Origin of the sequence: Paenibacillus sp. MMO-177, from assembly GCF_037147795.1 — a bacterium.
GTDB lineage: Bacteria > Bacillota > Bacilli > Paenibacillales > Paenibacillaceae > Pristimantibacillus.
Map to the genome: position 1 here is coordinate 145,880 of NZ_JBBCUR010000003.1, position 23,244 is coordinate 169,123.

General features: G+C 53.7%; 20 protein-coding genes. 4 read left to right on the forward strand and 16 right to left on the reverse strand.

The annotated features are described in order from the left end of the window. Positions 1-74 precede the first annotated feature (74 nt). The 9 genes from WFK81_RS11800 to mutS all read right to left on the reverse strand — a co-directional run bounded on the left by WFK81_RS11800 (position 75) and on the right by mutS (position 11,653). A complete protein-coding gene (locus WFK81_RS11800) occupies positions 75-734 on the reverse strand; it encodes a YdcF family protein (RefSeq protein ID WP_336786622.1) in 660 nt (219 codons plus the stop codon). Next, complete coding sequence (locus tag WFK81_RS11805) at positions 731-1,282, reverse strand: DUF402 domain-containing protein (protein ID WP_015844211.1); 552 nt, start codon at positions 1,280-1,282, stop codon at positions 731-733. Before WFK81_RS11805 ends, WFK81_RS11800 begins: the two co-directional genes overlap by 4 nt. Before the next feature lie 215 nt (positions 1,283-1,497). Next, positions 1,498-2,112, reverse strand: a complete 615-nt coding sequence (locus WFK81_RS11810; protein ID WP_336786623.1) for a peptidylprolyl isomerase — start codon at positions 2,110-2,112, stop codon at positions 1,498-1,500. A gap of 17 nt (positions 2,113-2,129) precedes the next feature. Beyond that, positions 2,130-4,697 (reverse strand): PBP1A family penicillin-binding protein, encoded by a 2,568-nt coding sequence (locus WFK81_RS11815; RefSeq protein WP_336786624.1) that lies wholly within the window; start codon positions 4,695-4,697, stop codon positions 2,130-2,132. A gap of 154 nt (positions 4,698-4,851) precedes the next feature. After that, a complete protein-coding gene (gene hfq, locus WFK81_RS11820) occupies positions 4,852-5,094 on the reverse strand; it encodes an RNA chaperone Hfq (RefSeq protein ID WP_336786625.1) in 243 nt (80 codons plus the stop codon). Continuing rightward, the gene (gene miaA / locus WFK81_RS11825; RefSeq protein WP_336786626.1) at positions 5,091-6,098 is read right to left on the reverse strand and encodes a tRNA (adenosine(37)-N6)-dimethylallyltransferase MiaA; all 1,008 of its coding nucleotides are present in this window, start codon (positions 6,096-6,098) and stop codon (positions 5,091-5,093) included. The genes hfq and miaA overlap by 4 nt, the downstream gene beginning before the upstream one ends. Further along, complete coding sequence (locus tag WFK81_RS11830; protein ID WP_336786627.1) at positions 6,079-6,870, reverse strand: class I SAM-dependent methyltransferase; 792 nt, start codon at positions 6,868-6,870, stop codon at positions 6,079-6,081. The genes miaA and WFK81_RS11830 overlap by 20 nt, the downstream gene beginning before the upstream one ends. Then, positions 6,867-8,906, reverse strand: coding sequence for a DNA mismatch repair endonuclease MutL (gene mutL / locus WFK81_RS11835; protein ID WP_336786628.1), 2,040 nt, complete (start codon positions 8,904-8,906; stop codon positions 6,867-6,869). Before mutL ends, WFK81_RS11830 begins: the two co-directional genes overlap by 4 nt. Before the next feature lie 44 nt (positions 8,907-8,950). After that, on the reverse strand, positions 8,951-11,653 hold the full coding sequence (gene mutS / locus WFK81_RS11840) for a DNA mismatch repair protein MutS (protein WP_336786629.1): 2,703 nt from the start codon (positions 11,651-11,653) through the stop codon (positions 8,951-8,953). A 311-nt stretch (positions 11,654-11,964) separates the two neighbouring features. Between mutS and WFK81_RS11845 the strand changes: the two genes are divergently transcribed. Further along, the gene (locus tag WFK81_RS11845; protein WP_336786630.1) at positions 11,965-12,954 is read left to right on the forward strand and encodes a CgeB family protein; all 990 of its coding nucleotides are present in this window, start codon (positions 11,965-11,967) and stop codon (positions 12,952-12,954) included. Further along, positions 12,951-13,931 carry a CgeB family protein gene (locus WFK81_RS11850; protein WP_336786631.1) on the forward strand — a complete coding sequence of 327 codons (981 nt, stop codon included), beginning with the start codon at positions 12,951-12,953 and terminating at the stop codon, positions 13,929-13,931. Before WFK81_RS11845 ends, WFK81_RS11850 begins: the two co-directional genes overlap by 4 nt. A 67-nt stretch (positions 13,932-13,998) precedes the next feature. Here WFK81_RS11850 and WFK81_RS11855 read toward each other — a convergent pair whose 3' ends face one another. From WFK81_RS11855 to WFK81_RS11885, 7 genes are all read right to left on the reverse strand, one after another. Further along, positions 13,999-14,847 (reverse strand): putative amidoligase domain-containing protein, encoded by an 849-nt coding sequence (locus WFK81_RS11855; protein WP_336786632.1) that lies wholly within the window; start codon positions 14,845-14,847, stop codon positions 13,999-14,001. Between the two features lie 516 nt (positions 14,848-15,363). Then, a complete protein-coding gene (locus WFK81_RS11860; RefSeq protein WP_336786633.1) occupies positions 15,364-15,921 on the reverse strand; it encodes an outer spore coat protein CotE in 558 nt (185 codons plus the stop codon). 106 nt (positions 15,922-16,027) lie between these two features. Next, on the reverse strand, positions 16,028-16,996 hold the full coding sequence (locus WFK81_RS11865; RefSeq protein ID WP_336786634.1) for an aromatic acid exporter family protein: 969 nt from the start codon (positions 16,994-16,996) through the stop codon (positions 16,028-16,030). Between the two features lie 38 nt (positions 16,997-17,034). Next, entirely contained in the window at positions 17,035-17,901 is an 867-nt protein-coding gene (locus WFK81_RS11870) for an ABC transporter permease (protein ID WP_336786635.1), read from the reverse strand. After that, positions 17,894-18,688, reverse strand: a complete 795-nt coding sequence (locus tag WFK81_RS11875) for an ABC transporter ATP-binding protein (RefSeq protein WP_336786636.1) — start codon at positions 18,686-18,688, stop codon at positions 17,894-17,896. The genes WFK81_RS11870 and WFK81_RS11875 overlap by 8 nt, the downstream gene beginning before the upstream one ends. A gap of 84 nt (positions 18,689-18,772) precedes the next feature. Further along, a complete protein-coding gene (locus tag WFK81_RS11880; protein WP_336786637.1) occupies positions 18,773-19,783 on the reverse strand; it encodes an ABC transporter substrate-binding protein in 1,011 nt (336 codons plus the stop codon). 881 nt (positions 19,784-20,664) lie between these two features. Then, complete coding sequence (locus WFK81_RS11885; RefSeq protein WP_336786638.1) at positions 20,665-22,176, reverse strand: carboxypeptidase M32; 1,512 nt, start codon at positions 22,174-22,176, stop codon at positions 20,665-20,667. A gap of 136 nt (positions 22,177-22,312) precedes the next feature. Here WFK81_RS11885 and WFK81_RS11890 point away from each other — a divergent pair, with 136 nt between their 5' ends. Next, positions 22,313-22,633, forward strand: coding sequence for an iron-sulfur cluster biosynthesis family protein (locus WFK81_RS11890; protein ID WP_336786639.1), 321 nt, complete (start codon positions 22,313-22,315; stop codon positions 22,631-22,633). Between the two features lie 34 nt (positions 22,634-22,667). Beyond that, entirely contained in the window at positions 22,668-23,231 is a 564-nt protein-coding gene (locus WFK81_RS11895; protein WP_127491429.1) for a beta-class carbonic anhydrase, read from the forward strand. Positions 23,232-23,244: the final 13 nt, after the last annotated feature.

The window sequence follows — 23,244 nt, forward strand, 5'->3', positions numbered from 1 at the left end:
CCGGTAGATAAGCCCGGCATATCCCGCTTCTAACAAGTGTATTCTAGCGGAATCGGTCATATTAACAGATTTTGTTACGGATAGTCGGGAGATCGATAACCGAAATGCAGAAGGACAGAGTCCAGCTTCCATTTGGCGTATGCCAGAACTTCGCGCGACTGGTTCTTGAACGGATTCAGCACTTCGGAATGAAACGCCGCCGCCTGAACATTCTTATAGTCGAGATAACGGGCCATCTCCATCGCCCTTGGCGCATGGTAATCGTGAGTCACGATCAGAAGCTTGTCCAAATGATGCTCTGCAGCAATGACTTTGCTGTAAAGCAGATTTTCGTATGTACTTCGAGCCGCGTTTTCAAGGAGCATGTTATCCGCCGGAATTCCCTTTGCGAGCAGGTAGACCTGCATCCCTTGCGCTTCCGTCAGCTTTGAGCCGTTGTGATCGAGCCCACCGGTCAAGATAAGCATGTTTACCTTGCCTTCTTTGTACAGCTTGGCGGCAAAATCAAGCCGTTCCTTCAAAGCAGGACTTGGCTTGTCCGACCACAGTGAAGCGCCAAGCACGATAGCCGCATCCGCTTGCTCCACCGGCTTGGAGCCGTCGTAGCTGTTAATCAGCCATAACAAATACCCGCAGCACAATACCCCGAGCAGACATAATCCGACAATGAGACGAAACAGGAGCAGCCCGCGCCGTTTGCGTGACTTGCTCCCCGTCTGAACGATACTTTTCATGATTCTCTTAGCTCTCTCTCCGTCAAGCTTTTGCGGTGCTTCAAGCTGAGCGTGAAATACCGGAACCGGCCGTTCCGGATACTGGAAAGCAATCTTCCTGCTGTCTTGCGGGCCAACGCCGCTTCTTTCCCCGTTACCTCTCCGTCGCGGAGAGCTTCCTCCAGCTCATCCTCATCAAGAAGAAAAACTTCGCCGCTTGGCAGTACAACCACGTCCAGATAAAGGTCGTCGAACCAAGGCACATGCTGGTCCGTCAGCCCTTGCGTTTTGCAGATATCAATGTACCATTGCACCACTCGGCCCTTATCGTCAAACATCGTTGTCACGACAAAATGCTCGCCCCGCGGAAAATGCTGCATCCATAAATAACCGCGGTCCGCCAGACATAAACGCCGCCCGTTATATTCCTTCCATAGAGGCTCACGCAACTCATGAATCCGGTAGAACGTGACAAGACCTTTGAATTCATCATTGTCGAGCGCCAGACAATTATAGCTTTTGCGTATAATGCGACGCCAGTTTGCCCGGTCCGAAAATTTTCGTTTCATACGGAACGTACCTTTCCGTTGAGATAAGCCTTTAATACTTGGCTTTCGATGATGATGGATAGCGTTGTAAAAAGCTTACCATAACTTAACGCTCTTCTCCAGCACGCATGTAAAATAAACCAAGCTTTCCGTGAGATTTAGGTGCTAGCCGAACCCAAAATAAAAACGGGACAAAGCGGACGAACCGCTTGATCCCGTTTGCATTAGTCTATTCCTTACGTTTCCACAATCGTGACTGAATGGATAATGACCTTGTCTTTCGGTACATGCTTGTCGTTCACCGGCGTCTTCGCAATCTCCAGAACCGTATCCATACCGCTGTCGACCTTGCCGAATATGGAATAAGTAGGGGTCTGATTCAGATTCAAAGAATCAGGACCGGTGCAGATAAAAAACTGGCTGCCGCCCGAATTCGGTTTCCCGCTGTTCATCATGGCCATGATACCGGGCTCGAATTTGAGACTGTTATCGAACTCATCCGGAATCGAATAGCCGGGATTGCCTGTTCCATCGCCCTTCGGGTCCCCGCCTTGAATCATAAACGGTTCGATAATGCTGTTAAACGTAAGACCGTCGTAATAGCCGTTACGCGCAAGAAATACAAAATTGTTGACCGTTACCGGCGAATCCTCCGCATAAAGCTTTACGGTGAAATCGCCTTTGCTGGTCGAAAATTTCGCGGTGTACTGCTTGTTTAAATTAATCGACATCTCCGGCATCTTATCCCATTTCTGTCCTGACGAGTCGCCGGATGAGCCGCAGCTGGTTAACAATACGGCCACTGCTGCGATTATGATGATGCTCCAGCTATACTTCCCCAGCTTGCCCATATTCTAAGTCCAGCTCCTTACGCTTTGCCGCCCGCACTTCCGGCTTCTTTTTTATCCGTGGCTCCTTTGCCCGTCACCGTTCCGTTCCCGGTGCCGGGATCGGTCGATTCGACCGGTCCTCCGGCCCCTTGGTCTGGGCCCACAGTTCCGTTGCCCGTTCCGTTCCCGTTATTTCCGGGACTCGGCGACACCGCTCCTCCGTTGCCAGGCGTCTCCGTTTCAACCGGCTGATTCGGATCCGTGGATGGAGGAGGCGAGACCTCTCCGTTGCCTGGCCCGCCTGGGAGCTCGCCGTCAGACGGCTGATCCGGCTCCATCGGCTGCTCCGGAATATCCACTTCCGTCGCCGGCACGTCTATCGTAATCGTATCGGAAGGCTTGCTTTCCTTATCTTCTTCCGCATTATAAGCCACGACATAGTATTGATACTTCATGCCAGGGAACACGGTCATATCGTCTACCGTATTGTTAGCCACGTCTACAAATACGGAGAATTCCGATTGCTCCGAGTCTTTGCGGTAAACGCGATAAGTTACCCCTTCGCTGTTCGCCGGCGCAGTCCAGGACAGCTGAACCTTCGCCTGGTCTGCCAGGAACACCGCATTGAAGTTCGTAACCGGAGCCTGTTCCTTCACTTCCTGCTTGATACCCTCAGGCTGCTTGAACGAAGACTTCGGCACATTCTTCATGGCTTGACTCATAACCTTGCCGAACATTGCTGCAGCCTGCGAGCTGCTCTTCTTGATAACGTGCTGCTTGTCGGTAATATCGTAGCCCATCCATACGGCCGCGGTCCATTCCGGCGTATACCCGACGAACCAGGCGTCGCGGTTCGCGCTGGAATTAAAGTTAGGAATACCGTGCTGCGACGTACCCGTCTTGCCTGCTACAGGACGGTCGATCCGTGCCCCTGTACCCGTGCCGCCCTTTTCGAGGACGGTCTGCATCATTTGCGTCATATACCAGGCTGTTTCCGGCTTCATCAGCTGCTTCGCCGCCGGCGCATGGTACGTATAAACCTTCTTGTTCGCTGCGGTTTCGATCTTCGTAATCGTATGCGGATCAACCGATTTGCCGCCGTTAGCGAATACGCTGTAGGCTTCCGCCATTTGAAGCGGCGTTACGCCTTGAGTCAGACCGCCAAGCGCAATCGCAAGGTTGCGGTCTTCCGGTGCCAGCTCGATGCCCAGTTTTTTGGCAAAGGCAATGCCATTGCCGATTCCTACTTGGTTAAGCGTCCATACGGCAGCCAGGTTGCGGGATTCTTTTATGGCCTGCTGCATCGTAACCGGTGCCGAGCCATGCGGATCCCTTGGGCAATAATTGCCGAAGCATTTTTGCTGATCCTGATTCAGGACCGTCCAAGGGTAATAATCCCCGGTTTCGAGTGCCGGACCGTATGAAACGATCGGCTTAAAGGCGGAACCGGGCTGGCGCTTCACTTCAACGCGGTTAAGCCCTTTACGGACGTAATCGCGGCCGCCGGCCATTGCCTGAATGGTTCCGTCGCGATGGTCCATAATGATCATGGCCCCTTGCGCCTTCTGATCATCCGGGCTCTTCTCGAAGTTGCTGTCATCGGCAAATTCTTTCTCAACCGCTTGCTGCGCTGTCGTGTTGAGAGACGTATAAATGCGGTATCCGCCAATACGAAGCTCATCCTCGGTCATGCCGGGAATAACTTTAACCGCTTCTTCGATCACGTAATCGACATAAGCTTTGTAAGGATCGCTTTTCTTTTGTTCGAGGTTAGCCGGCGGCTCGTAAACAACCGCTTTTGCTTCCTCCATTTCCTGCTGCGTAATCAGTTTTTGATCATACATCAGCTTCAAAACGACAGCCCGCCGCGCCATCGAAGATTCAGGATCATTAATCGGATTATAGCGGTTTGGCGCTTTAGGCATTCCCGCGAGCGTAGCAATCTGCCATAGTTTCAAATCTTTAAGATCCGTATCGAAATAATAATCCGCAGCGCCTTTAATACCGTAGATCCCTTTACCGAAAGTAATCCGATTCAGGTACATCGTCAAAATTTCCTGCTTGGAATATTTGTTCTCAAGCGCTACCGCAATGGAAGCCTCCGTCGCTTTGCGGAAGAACGTTTTGTCTGCGGTCAAAAATATATTTTTCGCCAGCTGCTGGGTGATGGTACTTGCGCCTTCCACTTTGCTTCTGGCGATAACGTCCTTCACGACGGCACGTCCGATAGAGAAGAAGTCAATCCCGGAATGCTCGTAGAATCTCTGGTCCTCCGTTGCAACGAAAGCATCCAGAAGCAGCTTCGGCATCTCGTCATACTCGGCAATTTCCCTGTTCGCGCTCGCGTCGTACAGCTTTGTAACCTCTTTGCCGTTTGTATCATATATAATCGACGCTTCGCCGAGTTCCAGCTTATCCGCATTTTCCGTCAAGATCCGTTCGCCGTTCAAGGTAATAAACAAATAACCGATGATTCCGCAGATAATCGCAAACACGATGGTAAAGAAGAATGCGAAAAACCATTTTCGGGGCGTCATTCTTTTCTTTTTCTTGACGGTCCCGCGCTTCATCTCCTTTTGTTTGCTTCGTCTTGGTTGTTCAGCCATTAGGTTCCCTCCAGTTGTTCCAAAATCTGTTTCTCTATGATTCAATATACCCCGGAATGAAAAGAACAACCCTGCTGGAGCGGGTTGTTCTTGCCTTCCGCTATCAAGTTAAACGTTACCTGCAAGTAGAAGGTTTCACAAATAACGTTACGTTCTATGCTTCCGGAGCACTATGGTCTTGCATTAAAGATACGTTACGCTGCGGAGTAAACGTCGAAATCGCGTGCTTGTACACCATTTGCTGACGGCCTTCGCTGTCAATGATGATCGTAAAGTTATCGAACGCTTTAATAACGCCTCTAATCTGAAAGCCGTTCATTAAAAAAACCGTAACCGGAATGTTGTCTTTACGCAGTTGGTTCAAGAAAGTATCTTGAATATTGATCGATTTGTTCATTGGACGTTACCCCCGTCTAAAAAAGATTGATTAGAAGTATATTCAAGATTGACTTGAAACTTTCCTGCTATTATACCATGAATCCGCTGCAAATTCTTGTGAAAATTTTCCCCCATGTCGACCCACTCGATATCCTTCATGTGCCGGAACCAGGAAAGCTGGCGTTTGGCAAACCTTCTCGTATCCCTTTTCAGCAGTTCTACAGCCGCCTCAAGCGTACATTCTCCGCGCAGGTACATGACGATTTCCTTGTAGCCAAGCCCTTGCATCGCAAGGCTGTCAGGCGTCACGCCGCGGTCCAGCAGTCCTCTAACTTCCTCGACGAGTCCATCCTCCAGCATTTGATCAACCCGCTGTTCGATACGCGAGTAGAGTACCTTCCTGTCCATAGCGAGACCCAATATACACAATTCGTAGGGCGATTCTTTTTTCTGTCTTTCCAGCTGAGCCGACATCATCTCGCCGGACAGATGAAAGATCTCAAGCGCGCGGATAATGCGGCGCTGGTCATTCGGATGCAGCCGTTCTGCGGACTTCGGGTCCACTTCCGCAAGCCGGGCATGGAGCGCCTCCGCTCCATGCTCATCCGCATAGCGCTGCTGCTCGTCCCGAAATGCGGGATCCGAGCCGTTTTCGTTAAATTCAAAGCCATAGCAGACGGATTCGACGTAGAGCCCGGTCCCTCCCACGATAAAAGGAAGCTTTCCTCTTGCCGAGATTTCGGCAATCGCCTCTCTGCAATGCAGCTGAAAATCCGCGACCGAATACGCCTCATCCGGCTCGCAAATATCGATCAGATGGTGGACAATCCCCTGTCGCTCGGCTAACGGCAGCTTGGCCGTGCCGATATCCATCTCTTTGTACACCTGCATCGAATCGCCGGATATGATCTCAGCGTTCCATGCTTTGGCGAGATCTAGGCTGAGCTGTGTCTTGCCTACAGCCGTAGGTCCTACCAGAACAAGCAGCGGCTGCTTGCGTTCCTTACTTGCTGCTTCCTGCAACCTCTATCACTCCATAAGCTATTTTCGACGTATTCACATGCCGCCGTTCGAATCCCAGCCGTTCGAATTCCCCGCTCTCGCGGTGCTCCTTCATCACGACGGTCTTGCGCGCGACCCTGATTGCCTCTCGAACGGCTTTCTCGGTCAACGCGCTGTCGTTAGCCAGCTTGCGCAGCGGCTCCAAAGCGCTGGATTCGTGAATCGGCTGGCGGAACATCGGATCGAAGTAGACGATATCGACGCTATTGTCCGGGAGTCCCGCCAAATATTCGGCATGATTGACGTTAATCATCTTGATTCTGCGCATGGCTGCATCCACATCCGGCAAGCCGGATTGATAGCCCGCCAACCCTTCCCGCACGACCGCGCACAAGACGGGCTCGCTTTCTATGGCGGTCACCGCTCCCGATTCTCCCGCCGCATACGAGAATACAAGAGAATCCGCGGCAAGCCCGGCGGTACAGTCTATGACGCTGTCTCCCGGCTTGCAGCCCGTCAGATCAAGCAATGGATCGCTTTCTCCGCGCCGCAGTCTTTTCACCCTTACAAATGCCATGCTGGGATGAAAATAGAGCGGCGACTCCGTCTGGCCGTCGTAATAGCGGACTTCCTTCTCCGTTACGACGATCAGACGGATCTCCTCCATCCTCTCCGCCATCTGCCGAAGCGTTTGTTTGCCTCTCGATACGTACGGAGCGGATAGCTCTCCCGCAAGCCGCCTGGCTGTCGCCAATGCCCGCTGAGACGGCTTGTCCGCGGTTGTTACGATCATGACATCACCCGTTTAAACATTTTTTCAAGCTGGTAGGTCGAAAGATGAACCACAATCGGACGGCCATGCGGACAGGTATACGGCTGAATGCAGGCCGCGAGACGGGCGAGCAGCGCTTCTCCCTCTTCCCTCGTCTTCCGATCGTTGGCTTTTATCGAAGCTTTGCAGGAGCACATAATCGCCGCTTTTTCCCTGAGCTTAGCAATATTAATGGACTTGCGCTCGCTTAGCAAGAGTTCTGCCATTTCCTCGATGATGGCCTGCTCCTCGCCTTGCGGGAACCATTCCGGATAAGCACGCACAAGAAAAGTCTGCGCTCCAAAGGGCTCCAGCTCAACGCCGGCTTCCTGGAATAAGCCGATCATGCCGCGCAATTGCTCCGCTTCGCCGGATGTAAATTCCAAGGTGAGCGGAACGAGAAGCTGCTGACTGGCAGCTTGAGGATTGCCAAACTTCTGGAAGTAATACTCGTAATTAATGCGTTCATGGGCCGCGTGCTGGTCAATCAGATACAATCCTTCCTCAGCCTGCGCTACAATATAGGTGCCATGAAGCTGGCCGATCCAGTACAGGTCCGGGAACGCCGGCGTACCGTCCGGCCGCTCGTTCGCCTCGCCCATAGGCAGCTCTGAATCTGGCGCCTCAGGCGATGCTGCCGCCTCTTCAGCGGCCTGAAGCACCGGAGCGGCTTGCTCCCAGGCAGCCGCTGCTTCCCGCACAGATTGTTCACGCTGCTCGGCAGGCTTGTACAGACGTTCCGTCGCATCCTTCGGCACGTACTCGCGCTTCGGAAGCTGCGGGAAGGATGTGTTATACGATGAGCCCGTGTTAGCGGCAGACGTTGACAATCCGGCTGGCCTGCCCGGGTTAAAGCTGCTTCCCGACGGATTAGATGGAATTCCCTGAGAACCCGACCCGTTAGGATTGGATGGGCTTCGTTCCTGCCCCCAAGGCATGGAAAGCGGATCGGGCCGGTGGAAGGAAATCGCATCCTGTACGAACAGCGGCTTCTCCCGTTCCGGCTTTTCAGCCGGCCCCGGAATATGCCGAACCTGTCCAAGCGCTCCTTTTACCGCCTGCTCTACCAACGTTCTCAGCTCATTTTCTTTACTGAACCGGACCTCCATCTTGGAAGGATGAACGTTCACGTCAAGCAGGCTTGGATGCATGCCGATCTCCAGCACAACAATCGGGAAGCGGTTGATTGGCAGCAGCGTATGATATGCCTGCAGAATGGCCTGATTGACCGCATGACTGCGAATGTAGCGGCCATTCACGATGACGGTCATGCCGTTGCGATTCGCCCGAGTAAGTTCCGGCTTCGATATAAACCCGCGCAAATCGTAATCCGACGTCTCGCCTTCCACCTTCAGCATCGCCTTGGCCGTATTCGTTCCATACACGGCCGCAATAACTTGCAGCCTATCTCCCGTGCCAAGCGTCCGAAGCAGCACCGATCCGTTATGCTTCAGGGTAATCGCTATACCCGGATGCGCCAAGGCAATTCGGTATACGTAATCGGTTATATGGCCAAGCTCCGTCTGGATGGCCTTCATATATTTCAGCCTTGCCGGCGTGTTGTAAAATAAATCCCGCACCGACATATCGGTGCCTTGGGGGGCGTTGGCGGGCTCGTTGGCCGTTACCGTTCCGCCTTCTATCACCAGGCGCTGGGCCAGGCCGGTGGAATCGATTGACGATACGCATTCAAGCCGCGATACGGCCGCGATACTCGGCAGCGCTTCGCCGCGGAAGCCAAGGCTTGCGATCTTGAACAGATCGCTGCTGGACGAGATTTTACTCGTGGCATGCCGTTGAAACGCGGTTTCCATATCCGCCGGCTCGATACCCCCGCCGTTATCGGTGACCCGAATAAACGACAATCCGCCTTCTTCGATCGTAATATCGATAACGGAGCTTCCGGCATCAATCGCGTTCTCGACCAGCTCCTTGATGACGGACGCAGGCCGTTCCACGACCTCGCCTGCCGCGATCTGGTTGGCAAGCTGCTCATCCAATACCTGGATTTTCCCCATGCGAACCCCTCCTTGCTTCTAAACCCTCTATGTTAACTTTCAAGCTAATCGTTCAGCTTCTGCTTCATTTCGTTCAACCATTGCATCGCTTGCATTGGCGTCATATTGAACAAGTCCAGCTTACGGAGCGAGTCGGCGAGCTGCTCGGCCTTCGGCGTGGCTTTGCGGCGTCCTTGCTCTTGAACCGGCAGAACAGGCGGAGCTTCCGGCTCGTCAAAGATGGAGAGCTGGACGGCGGCAGCCGTTTCCTTAAACACCAAATCTGATTCGGGAGCAACGGCATAGGACGGAGCTGAAGGAGCTTCCGCCGCCGCGCTTGCGGCCGCCATGGCAGCGCCTGCCGCCGGCTTCTCCGAAGCTCCTTCCTCCAGATGCTCAAGCAGTACATATGCCCGGTCGATAATGGAACTCGGCAGCCCCGCAAGTCTTGCGCAATAAATCCCGTAACTTGTGCTAGCCGCTCCGGGTATCAGCTTGCGCAGGAAGGTCACATGATCGCCGCTTTCCTGCACGGCCATGCAGGCATTCGCCAGCTTAGGAAGAGAAGCCTCCAGATGCGACAGCTCATGGAAATGCGTGGACACAAGCGCTTTGCAGCCGATATGGTTATGGACGAACTCGATGACCGCCTGGGCGATTGACATTCCTTCGCTTGTCGACGTGCCGCGGCCAAGCTCGTCAATAATAACGAGGCTGCTTGCCGTCGCCTTTTCCGTCATGAGCTGAATATCCTTCATCTCAACCATAAAGGTGCTTTGACCGCCGATAAGATCATCGGCAGCGCCAATCCGGGTAAAGATGCGGTCGATCATCGGAACTTCCGCAGCCTTTGCCGGCACAAAGCAGCCGATCTGCGCCATGATGCAAATTAAGGCTACCTGCCGCATATAAGTGCTCTTACCCGCCATATTTGGTCCGGTAATGAGCAGCATCGACTGCTCCTCCTTGCGAAGAGAAGTGGCATTATTAATAAACTGAACGCCATCCATTACCGCTTCAACAACCGGATGCCGCCCTTCTTCAATAACAAGGTTGTATTGATCGGTGATAACCGGACGCACAAATCTTCTTTCCGCGCTGACCGTAGCGAGAGACTGATAGACGTCCAGCTCCGCCACGACCTCGGCCAGCCGCTGCAGACGATGAAGCTGCAGGGCGAGATGATCCCGCAGCTCGATGAAGCGGGCGTACTCCAGATCAACCATTTTGTCCTCGGCCTCGAGAATAAGCCGTTCCTTCTCCTTCAGCTCCGGCGTGACGAAGCGCTCCGCGTTCGCCAGCGTCTGCTTCCGTTCGTAACGGCCTTCGGGCAGCATGCCCAAGGCGCCTTTGGAAACCTCGAGGTAATAACCGAATACTTTGTTGAAGCCGATTTTTATCGTTTTGATGCCGGTTGCTTCTCGTTCCCGACGCTCCAGCTCGGCAAGCCATTTTTTGCCGTTCGTGCTTGCTTCGCGAAGCTGATCGAGGTAATCGTCGTAACCGGCGCGGATTAATCCGCCTTCGCGTATCGATACGGGGGGCTCGTCCACAATGACCGTCTCGATCAGATCGGCCAGATCGGAGCAGTCATCCAGCCCGTCTACAAGCTGGCGGAGCCGCTCGGAGCCGGCTTGACGAGCCAGCTCGACCAGCTGCGGCGTGCGGCGGATGGAGCTTTTCAGCGCGTTCATATCCCTGCCGTTCGCGCTTCCGAAAGCAACCCGGCCAACAAGCCGTTCGAGATCGTATACATGGTTCAGCTCCGAACGGATATCGTCGCGGGCAATCAAATTCCGGTAGAGCGCGTCAACCGCTTCGTACCGTTCTTCAATCTTCGAACGGTTAAGAAGCGGCTTGTCAATCCAGCGTCTTAGAAGCCTTGCCCCCATCGACGTCTGGGTCCGGTCGAGCAGCCACAGAAGAGAACCTTTTTTGCTCCGGTCGCGGACCGTCTCGGTCAGCTCGAGATTGCGCCGCGTATAGTGGTCCAGAATCATATATTGATTCGGTTCATAAGCGCGGATCGTGCGGACATGACCAAGAGAGCGCTTCTGCGTCTCCTCGAGATAACCGGTCAAGAGGCTAACGGCGCGGTAACGCGCATCGCTAAGTCCTTCTAGCTGCGCAGCTTCAAACTGCTCGCGAAGCTTGTCCTCGGCCATAGGCTCGCGGCTTGTCAGCAGCACGGGACGGTTCCATACCGCCTGCTCCTTGAGCTGCGCCAGCAAGCTTTCGTCGCCAACGATTTCCGCAGGCTGATAGACGTTAATCTCGTCTATCAGCGTATCGATATTGAAAGCGAGCGATGTCGCATACAGCTCGCCTGTGGACAAGTCGCAGGCTGCCATGCCGATTGCCGCCGTAGAGACCGAACCGACGGAAACGATAAAGTTGTTGGACTTATCAGCAAGCGATTTCGATTCCATGACGGTACCCGGCGTAATGACGCGAACGATTTCCCTGCGCACAACGCCTTTGGCCGCCGTAGGATCCTCTACCTGCTCGCAGACCGCAACCTTGAAGCCTTTTTCGACAAGCCTTGCAATATAGTTTTCCGCAGAATGATAAGGGACGCCGCACATCGGAATCTTCTCCGACACGCCTCCCTCTCTGCCTGTTAACGTAATTTCAAGCTCGCGCGATGCATTTATAGCATCGTCAAAGAACATCTCGTAGAAATCGCCGAGACGGAAGAAAAGGAACGCGTCTTTCGCTTGTTCCTTAATTGCGAGATATTGTTGAATCATCGGGGTATAACCAGCCACTGTTGCCCCTCCCAGGTACATAGCATTCAAGCGTAAACGGCTGCGCTCCCCTTAGGAGAAGCAGCAAACGTTTCGCGAGTGAAATATAAGCATAGTATAAAACTTATACTTTCTTATAATTAAAAAACATCATTCTGCTATTATACCAAGCCGATTGCCGCGCGCCAACCTGCATGGGCGAAGCCGGGCAGGAAACCCGAAGAAAAAGCCGTTGCGGCTGGGGAGAAGCCTATACCCCGCATCTCGCGCTGAATACAATGTCCACTAACTAGACTCGAATTCGGAGAGCCTGCCTGACCTGGGAAGGGATGGTGAAATCCATCGACATTTTATTTCTTGAGCGCGGCGGGATTTGGAGCTGCGGTCTGCCCGACGGGCTGAGGGATCTGGGGCATGAAGTGCGGATGTCAGGGCCGGTTCATTCCGGTTCGTTATCCCGCCTGCTGAACGAAAAGAAGCCTGATCTGCTTGTCTACGTCGGCTGGGGGCGGGATCACACTCCCGCGAAACAGAAGCTTATCCGCAAATTTGCTTCGGACAACAATATTCCGCTTATATACTGGTCGACGGAAGATCCTAATTTTACGGACGAATTTACGCTGCCTTTGTTAAGAAGAATGACCCCCGCTTTCGTATTCACCATTTCAGCCGAAGCAGCCGAAAGATTCCGCAACCTGGGCTATGCCAGCGAACATTTGGACTTTGCTTTTCACCCTCGTATTCACCGCAGAATCCGGCCGCTTAAAACCTATAAGGCAGATATCGCCGTAGTAGCCAATGCCTATCCGGGCGTCTTGAAGCGATACCCCAAGCTCTACCGCCGCAAGGCCATGAACATTCTCATCCTGCCGCTGCTTAAAGCCGGCTACCGCATCGATTTTTACGGACGGAACTGGCATTTGATGAAGCCTTACCTCGGTCGGTCATTGCCTTCCCGTTGGATCAAAAAGCCGATCGCGTATAAAGACGCCTATAAAGTGTACAGCTCCGCGAAAATCATCCTGGGACTGCAAAATTATACGGATATGGCCACCCAGCGAACCTACGAGATTGTCGGCTCCGAAGGATTTCTTCTTACCTGCAATACGGAGGGAGTAAGAAAGCTGCTTCAGGCTGGCCGCGACGCCGCTCTCTCCTCTTCCCCGCGGGAAACCCTTCGGCTTGTCCGGCACTATCTGGCGAATCCAAGGGAACGCGAGCAGGTCCGGCAGAACGGAAGACTCGCCATAGCCGAGCATACGTATACCCGCAGGGCTCAAAGCATGCTGGATGCTTTAAAGAGAGAAGGCATTATTTCATGAATATTTTATTCCTCGAGAGCCATCCCATGTGGATTCACGGACTGCCCAACGGCTTCCGGGATCTTGGACATCGGGTGCGGATTTCCGGCCCGTTAAGCGAAGCTGTCATTCGCCGGCTGCTTGAAGATTTCAAGCCGGACCTGATCGTAAGCCTGGGCTGGACACTTCAGCATAAACCGGAGAAAAGGCAGCTGGTCCATAACCTTGTGAGGCCTACGGGAATCCCTTTCGCCTTTTGGGCTACCGAGGACCCCACCCATCATGAAACGTTCTCTCTCCCTTATGTACAGGCTGTTCAGCCGGACTTTGTATTCACGATATGCAAGTCGAAATTAGAGGATTATGCCGGCATGGGCATTCCATGCGCCCACATGGACTTCGGCTTCCATCCCAGCGTGCATCACACGGGCAAAAGCTCTCCGAAGTACCGCAGCAGAATTGCCGCCGTAGCCAACGGCTATCCCAAAATTCTGAAAAAATATCCGCGGCATTACCGGATCCAATCGATAAAGCATCTCATCAAACCCTTAGTTCAAGGCGGGATCCGCATTGACATCTGGGGCCGGAATTGGGCCGGCATGAAGCCCGTCCTCGGCGTAAAGGTCCCTGCAAAATGGCTGCACGGCCATCTCACTTATCCCCGAGCGCATAAGGTGTACAACTCGGCCAAAATCGTTATCGGTCCGCAGAACCACTTAACGCAGGTTACTCAGCGAACCTATGAAATATTGGGATCGGGCGGTTTTCTGATCACGAACGATACGCCTGCCGTCAGGGAATTGTTCCGTCCTGGCCGGGAGCTGGTTGTATCGGGCTCTGCCGACGAAACGAAACGACTGATCCGTTACTACCTGAAGCATCCGCTGGAACGCAGAAAAATCCAGGAGCAAGGGCTCGAAGCCGTGCAAAAGCATCACTATAAACATCGCGCGGCATACATGCTGGATGAATTAAGAAAGCATCGCATCATTCGCTGATTGCTCGACGCAGCAAAGCGAATATAAGCGGGCAAACGCGAGGCCGCCTTGCCGAATGGCGCATCCCTTATAAGCGTGGGATGCGCCATTTGACGCGGATGTCAGCCCGCTCATCCCAGGTGGCGCCGCGCCTCGCCGCATCGAGCAGAGGCTCGATGTACGGCGCCAGCGCCACATAGCTTGCCGTCGCCGCCATAGAAGCGGCGACGCCGTCGAGACAGCCGGCGAGCTCCGCGCGGTCGCCGGCGTAATAAGCTGCGACATACCGCTCGTCAAGAGCCGGTATGTCCTGCAGGGCGTCCGCCTCGCGCGCGCAGAGAAGCGCGAGTGCGAAGGCGGCTTTGGCCGCTGCCGGCGACACGAGCCAGCTCGGCAGCGTCCGGTATTCGAAGCCGCCATGCGGCTGCTGGCGGTAATCGCCAAGGACGCCGTAGCGGGGGCGCCGCCCGCGCCCGGCGGGGTCCTCGACCAGCGCCAGCGGGAACGCGGCGTAGCTGTCGAGCAGGCGCAGCAGGCGCGGCGTCAGCCGCACGCCGCTGAGATGGATATGCCCGCCGAGCGCAAGTCCCGGCACGGGCATGGCACCCGCGGCCCAGCGAAGGCTTGGGTCGCGGACAAGCCCGGCGGCGCGGAGCAGCAGCCGCCGGATGCCCGCCGTGAGCCCGGCCGGATCGGCGGCCGGCTCGGGCCTGAGCTCGGCGACGGGATACATCAGCCGTCGCCCGATCAGCATGGCGTCGCTGCCCGCGGCGCCGCCGACCCCGCCCAAATAACGGGAGGCCGGAGCGATCTTGCCGTCCGGCCGGATAAGCACAAACTCCGGATCGGCCCCGATCAGAAGCGGCGTGTCTTTTCGCCAAGCTTCAGCCTCAGACGGCAGCAGCGGAGCTATTTTGCGCCTCCTTGCCGCTCTCATCGACACTCGGCCGTCCGTCCCCAGCGCAACATCCGCTTCCCCTGCGTCTATACCCGCTGCGTAAAGTCCCGCAATCGCTCTTCGGATGACCCGGCGGAGCACGGGATCTGCCGGCCATTCGGCCGGATGGCCGGCTGCGGCCGCTGCAATAGGTTCTCCGCTGCCTAACGTCTTGCCTGACCGGGTAATCCGCTTAAGCTCAATCAGAGCGAGATCGGCTGCTTGAACCCGGTATAACCGTTCATCCTCCTGCGGCTCCCGATATAGACCCGCGCGAAGCCATCTTGCCTGCATTTCGCTTTCCGTCAAAGGTATTGCCTGCCGTTCGTGCTCAAGCCGGTTCAGCCGATTGCCAGCCATACCCGCCCACCTTCTTTTTATTGGATTCGATAACGACTACTGGGCATGCGGCGAATGCCCAAATTAAATGAATTCAACAAAAAGAGGGCTTTCGCCCTCGAATTTACCGCCTTAGCGGCATATCTTACAGTACAGAAGCGGATAAGTGCTTCCGGCTTACAGGTCGTCGTCCAGTAAGTCCGGATCCAGATCCTCGTAGTCCCCGTCGCCGAGACCGAACTCAAGTTCTTTGCCGTCGTCGTAGCCGCCCGGGAAGCAGGCTACCCAAACTTTGGTCTCGGCGATCATTTCAACCGCAAACTCGCGCTCAACGCGGACGATAACGCCGGAACCGCTTGTTGAGATGTTAGCCTCAATGCAGTTAGGTTCCTGAATGCAATCGGCGGATACTTCTTCCGTAGATGACCGATGCTTAGGATCCAAATAAGAAAGAGGCACATGCTCTACATATTGCACGGTTTCTTTTGCTACGTCCGTTTGCGAATTCTTGCTATACGAATACCAAATGTTGAGATCGTAAGTACCAATTACCTCAATTCCGTCGCCCGATCGAACCGCTTCATACTGGTGGTTGATAACCCACGCGCCCAATATGCTGGTCGGGTGATGAGGCGGTGTTACGGTATGAGAGACAGTGGAAAACTTACGACCTTTCCCGCAGACAGCTTTCGTTATAATCTCTCTACCTTGTAGCTGTTTATCTGCAAATGTCATCGATTTAACCTCCTCCATACAATCATTCATTTAAAGTGTATGCAGGTCATTCGTCTAGGGTGACTGAATCTTTCCCGCGCCGCCACGAATTTTATCCCTCTTTATTTTATGGCTCCGCTTTGTCTAACATGACATTTCTTTTCTTTAATCGTTTGGCGATTGCCAAATATCTTTCCAGCTCCATCGTCATCTTCAAAATAGCGGCGCGAAGCTCGAACTCATCCCGGGTACGCGGAAGCTCCATCGATTTGTAAAGCTGTCTCAGTTCGGACAAGCGTTTCTCCGTTATTCCGCGGTAAACCTCGGATTTCACTTCTCCGGATAGAAGCTCCAGAAGTTCCGCAAGCGGTTCGTTCTGCGGCAGCTTCTCGTAGACGAGCGCCAGCTCCTCCAGCATCGCTTGGACCGACTCGAGCTGAAGACGCCTCATTTCGAAATAAGTGGACCAATAATGCTCCTGCCCGAATAGCCGGTTCTCCTTGTTCAGCACGGCCCGGCGGGCGCCTTCATCTATAATCCGGTGAACCTCAAGCAGCTCGCTCCCGTTCCAAATATGCGAAGGATCGCGCAGCGTCCTGCCCATCTCCGTAAAAATATCGCCAAACAGCTTCTCGACGGAAGCTTTGAGCGATTCGAGCAGGTGCTGATCCTTCGGCATATAGATGAAGTTGATCACGGTAGCCCAGCCGAGTCCGCAGATCATGAGCAGCACTTCGTTTTCCAATACGTCAACGGTGACTTCCCCATGACTGAACAGCTGGAATACGATAACCGCACTGGTTACGATGCCGTCCTTCAGCTGGAATCTAGCCAATACCGGGAAGGTCATCAGGATAAATAACGCCACTACCCAAATATGAAAGCCAAAGATTGTAAATACCAAAGAGGCAAAAAAAAGTCCCAGCGAAGAAGCGACGAAACGCTGAACAGCGCTCTTCAGCCCTTTCATCCGGCTGACTTCCACACCGAGAATTGCAAGAATACCCGCACCAAGAGGCGGCTCCAAATTCAAATATACGGCCGAATAAATGGCGATAATGGCTGCTAATGCTGTTTTGATAATGCGAATGCCCACTTATTTCCCTCACGTTCGGATAGATTAATACGATTATCCTAACGCTCCCGCCAGCCTGACGTCAACTTTCGTTCCAATATCGCCACAAGTTGATACATGATCGTCGCGACCACGGCTATGACAATCAGAGTGGATAACACGAGGGTGAAGTTAAATACCTGGAAGCCGTAAATCATCAGGTAGCCGAGCCCAAGCTTCGCGACCAGGAATTCGCCGACGATTACCCCGATCCAAGCAAGACCGACATTGACCTTCAAAGCCGATATAATGACCGGAAAAGAGGCAGGCAGAATAACAAGCCGGAACAGCTGCGCCCTGCTCGCGCCAAACAGCCGGACAACCTTGATATAACCCGCGTCAATCTCTCTAAACCGGTTGTATATATTAATCGTCGTGATAATTACCGTCACCGACAGGGTTACCGCCACAATCGAAGTAAAACCCGGTCCAAGCGTAACGATAAAGAGCGGACCTAACGCAACCTTCGGCAGACTGTTCAGCACGACCAGATAAGGATCCAGCACTCTCGATAAAAAAGGAAACCACCATAAAAGCGCGGCGATCCCGGTGCCAACCAACGTACCAAGCAGAAATCCGATGATCGTCTCGGACACGGTCATTCCGATATGCGGCCAGATCGAGCCGTCCGCCATCGAGTTCCACAGCTGGTTGACGATTTTGGTCGGATAGCTGAACAGCAGCGGATCAATCCATTTTTGTCTGCCTGCCGCTTCCCACAAGGCAATGAACAGCAGCAGAATCGCAATCTGCGTGGTGCCTACTGCCGCAGTGACCCGTCTAGCTTTTTGCTTGAACTGCGTGTGAAGCTGTTTCATACCGCTCTCTCGGTCTTCCTCTATGCCGGATAATAATGCCTTCTTGCCCGGATTCTCCTCCTTAGGCATGCCCGCCGCCTCCTTCCGCCCGGTTAAGCTCTGCCCACAGCTGATCAAATACGTCCTGGAAGCCCGGCAGCTTGCGCGCCTCCATCGGCGTTGCCTGCCGAATCTCATCCGGCACCGCAAGCTCCTTCACGATTCTGCCCGGGTTGGCGGCCAGTACGATAACCCGGTCGCTCATGGCCGCGGCTTCAGCCAAATCATGGGTAACGAGCACGGCTGTTTTGCCAAGACGCTTCAACGTTTCGTCTACCAGATCTTCAAGCTGAAGCTTGATATGCAGATCCAGCGCGGAAAAAGGTTCATCCAGCAGCATCACTTCCGGATTCGTCGCGAGCATGCGGGCCAAAGCGACGCGCTGCCGCATGCCGCCCGAGAGCTCATGCGGATACTTGCCGCCCGAACCCGGCAGCCCAAGCTCCGACAGCAAGCGGTCTATTTCCTTCATCGCCGCGGCCGTCTTCCCTCCGGCAATCTCCAGGCCGATTGCGGCATTATCCCGGATCGTCCGCCACGGGAACAGGAAATCCTGCTGCAGCATATAGCCAACCAGCCGGGAAGGACCAAGGACAGGCGCTCCCGCGAGAAGCACCTGCCCTCCGGTTGGAGGAAATAAACCCGCAAGCATGCTGAGAATCGTTGTTTTACCGCAGCCGCTCGGACCGACGAGGCTGACGAACTCACCGCGCCGTACCGTCAAATTCAAATTCTCGACGGCCAAGGAAGCACCCTTTTCGTTCACGTAGACATGGGACACATCCTTCAGCTCCAGCCGATTATCTTCGCCAGCCATCGAAAGTCCCTCCTAAAAAAGAATGATCGCTTATTTGGTAAATATCCATCCACATACGGTCATTCTTAAATCGTAAGCGTAAGCTTATTTTTTCACGTCTTGTATCGATTTTTCCGCAAAGCTGTTATCCACGATTTTGCCGTATTCGGTACGTTCTTTCAGCTCGCCTGCCTGGGTCATCACATCAAGAAGATTGTTCCATTCGCCTTCGTCAATGACAGGGTCCGTTGCGTAAGAGCCTTGTTGTTTGTACCGGTCAATGGAACTGACCAGAATGTCTTTATCTACGTTGTCAAAGTAAGGGGCTACTGCGTCCGCAATCGTTGCGGCATCGTTCTCCTGAACCCAGAGTTGAGCGCGGTGTATCGCATCGGTGAACGATTGGATCGCGGCATTATTTTTCTTGATATAGCTTTGCTTCGCCATAAAGACGGTGTAAGGCAGATGTCCGCTCTCTACGCCAAAGGAGGCAACAACCTTGCCCGTACCTTGCTTCTCGAATACAGAAGCCGTTGGTTCGAACAGCTGTACATAATCGCCGGTGCCGGAAGCAAATGCAGGTGCGATGTTGGCAAAGTCGACGTTTTGAATAAGCTGCAGATCCGCATGCGGGTCAATGTTATGCTTTCTTAACGTGAATTCGCCCGCCATTTGCGGCATTCCGCCTTTTCTTTGGCCGAGGAAAGTAGAGCCTTTCAGGTTGTTCCAGTTAAAGTTCGTATCTTTCCGGGCAACCAGGAACGTACCGTCGGTTTGCGTCACTTGGGCAAAGTTGATAACAGGGTCGTCAGAGCCTTGCTGGTACACATAGATCGACGTTTCCGAACCAACAAGCGCAACGTCAATCGTGTTGGAGAGCAGCGCGGTCATCGTTTTGTCCCCGCCTGCCGTCGTTGTCAGCGTAACGTCCAACCCTTCATCAGCGAAAAATCCTTTCGCCAGTGCCACATATTCCGGCGCATAAAAGACCGACCGCGTTACTTCGCCGATGGTCAGCTTAACTTTCTCCGAGCTTCCCTTGCCGCAGCCGGCCAGCGCGGCTGTTGTCGTCAGCGCCACAATGAGGAGCAGCGACAGCCATAGCTTTCTTCTCATCCGTAAACCTCCCGTGATTACTCAATTTAAGTAAGTAGTAAGTACGATAGCCTATGCAGGAGCCAAAAAGACGGTGCATTCCGAACAATGGACACTCCGCATTCGAATGGGCGCTCCGTCTTTTGAAACGGCACTCCGCATTTCGGATGTTCTTCCGATTGCCGTTGTTCCCGAATCCCCCCCGAATAACAGGTTTTTTCCGTGCTACAGCTCTTATCGTGTGCCGTGGGCTGCTCCACTCACCCGAATAGCAGGCTTTTTCCCTGCTACAGCTCACACCGGGTGCCGCGGGCTGCTCCACTCCCCTGAATAGCAGGCTTTTTCCGTGTTACAGCTCACCCCGGGTGCCGCGGACTGCTCCATTACCCCGAATAGCAGGCTTTTTCCGTGTTACAGCACACTTCGGGTGCTGCGGACTACCTCCATTACCCCGAATAGCAGGCGTTTTTCCCTGCTACAGCTCGACTCGAGTGTCGCGGGCTGCTCCACTCCCCTGAATAGCAGGCTTTTTCCCTGCTACAGCTTGCTTCGGGTGCCGCGGACTGCTCCACTCCCCTGAATAGCAGGCTTTTTCCGTGTTACTGCTCACCCCGGGTGCCCCGGACTACTCCACTCCCCTGAATAGCAGGCTTTTTCCGTGTTACTGCTCACCCCGGGTGCCCCGGACTGCTCCACCCCCCTGAATAGCAGGCTTTTTCCGTGTTACAGCACACTTCGGGTGTCGCGGACTGCTCCATTACCCCGAATAGCAGGTTTTCTCCCTGCTAAAACTCGATTCGGGTGCACCAGACTGATCCATTACCCCGAATAGCAGGCATTTTCCGTGTTACAGCGGCCAGCACAAAAAAATAGCCGCCCCGACAAGGGACGGCCACTTTCTTTTACAGCTTATAGATATCCTTATATTTGCGCTCCAGATAAGTCACCAGATGCTGAGGATCAAGCGGCTTGCCGGTAACGCTTTGGATCAGCTCCGACGGCGACTTCAGCTTGCCGAACTTGTAGATGCGCTCGGTCAGCCATTCCTTAATCGGAAGCAGCTCGCCTCGGCCGACCAGGTTCCAGAAGCCGTCGAGCTCTCGCTCCATCGTATCGGCGATTTGCGCCGCATACATATTGCCAAGCGAATACGACGGGAAGTAGCCGAACGCGCCGCCGGACCAGTGGACGTCCTGCAGCACGCCTTCCGCATTAGACGGAGGAACGATGCCCAGGTACTCTTTGTACTTGTCGTTCCAGATCGCCGGCAGGTCGGCTGCTTTTGCGCCTTCATTAAAGATCATTTTCTCGATCTCGTAGCGAATAATAATATGCAGGTTGTAAGTCAGTTCGTCGGCTTCGATCCGAATCAGGGACGGCTGCACGACGTTGATGCCGCGGTAGAACTGTTCCACCGTTACATCCAGCTGGCCGGGGAATTTCTCCTGCAGCTTGCCGAAATACTGTTCCCAGAAAGGCTTGCTGCGTCCGATGACATTCTCCCAGAAGCGAGACTGCGATTCGTGGATGCCCATCGATGTGCCCGTGCACAGCGTAGTGCCGATCAGCTCGGGCATAATATTTTGCTCGTACAACGCATGCCCGCCCTCGTGAATGGTGCCGAACAACGCGCTGGTCACGTCATCTTCCAAGTAGCGGGTCGTGATGCGGACATCGCCCGGGTTAAGCCCGGTTGCAAACGGATGGACGCTCTCGTCAAGGCGGCCGGCTTCGAAGTTGTAGCCCATCTGGTTCAAAATAAATAAGCTGAACGCCTTTTGCGCCTGCTTATCGTATTTTTGCCCGAGGAAGGAAGTATCCGGCTGATGCGGGGACGCCGCAATTGCCGCGGCAAGCGGAACAAGCTGTTCGCGCAAACCGCCAAATACGCGGTCCAGCTCTGCCGTTGTCATTCCCGGTTCATATTGATCAAGCAAGGTATCATAACGGGTTGCCTTCGGCCCCCACAGATCAATAAATTGCTGCGTATAATCGATTACTTTTTCGAGAAGCGGCTGGAAGCTGGCGTAATCGTTGCTTGCTTTTGCTTCCTCCCACTTGGATTCCGCCTGCGAAGCAAGCACAACATATTCTTGATAGAGCTTTGGTGGAATTTTGACGCTTCGATCGTAGTCTTTGCGCGTTTCGCTAACGAGCTTCCGTTCAATATCGGATAGCTGCTCCTGTGCGGCAGGCTGCTCCAGCTCGCTCAAATATTCGCCAAGCTCGGGCGAGGTCGAAAGCTTGAACATATCGCCGGACAAAGCGCCGATAACCTCCGATCGGGTATCCATTCCTTTTCGCGGCGCCCCGGTCCGGAGATCCCAATACAGAACGCCTAACGCTTCCTCGTAGCTTTTAATTTTACGGATTGTCTCCAAAAACTTTGCGGTTGTTTCCTTATGTACGGTCATTATTCCATCCACCTTCCCTATTCCAAATTTGCTCATTTTGAACAGAGCCTATCTTGATCTTAACGATTACAAAACGTATAATCAACTTTAACCTTTTTATGTCGTTAATAGAGTAGAGAGAAGGAGAGAATACTACATGCGCATCACTTTTACTCCTGCTGCCGTTAAGTCGCTGACTCCTTACATAGAGGATGGCCGCAAGCAGCTTAAGCTGCTGCATGATACAGAAGGCTGCGGCTGCGTCGTCAGCGGCGTTCCGGCTCTTCAGCTCATTGAACAAGGCGGACCGGATGACCGGCTTGCCCAAGGCGACCCGTTCCCGTTCTGGTATGAGCCTCGCCATGAAGTGTTTTTCGAGCCGGAGCTACGTATGGATTACGATGCCGCGCGCGAGGCGTACAGCCTCAAGAGCGACAGCCAGATTTATACGCTTGACCTTCGCTTTCTGAAGAACTAAAATCTTTCATCGTTATTATTAGGAGGTAATTCAAATGAACAATCTGGAAAAAATCTTGAATCACAACAAAGCATTCGTCGAAAACAAAGAGTACGAGCAATATCTTACGGATAAGTTTCCTAACCGCAAAATCGTTGTTGTCACTTGCATGGACACGCGGCTTGTTGAGCTGCTTCCTAAAGCATTGAACCTGAAAAACGGCGATGCCAAAATTATCAAAAACGCCGGCGCGATTATTACGCAGCCATTCGGCAACATTATGCGCAGTGTCCTTGTGGCGCTGTACGAGCTGAAAGCAGACGAAGTGTTTATTATCGCGCACCACGGTTGCGGCATGACCGGCATCGATCCGGACACTGTTGTCGGCCACATGCTCGAACGCGGCATTTCCGAGCAAACCATCAATACGCTTCGTCATTCCGGCGTAGACCTGAACCGCTGGCTGACCGGCTTTGACAACCTGCGCGACAGCGTTGAGAAGAGCGTTAGCATCGTGCGCAACCACCCGCTTCTTCCGCCAAACACTCCTGTACACGGCCTTGCCATTCACCCTGATACAGGCGCGCTTGACCTGATCGTGGACGGCTACCAAAAATAGGACATATCAAAAA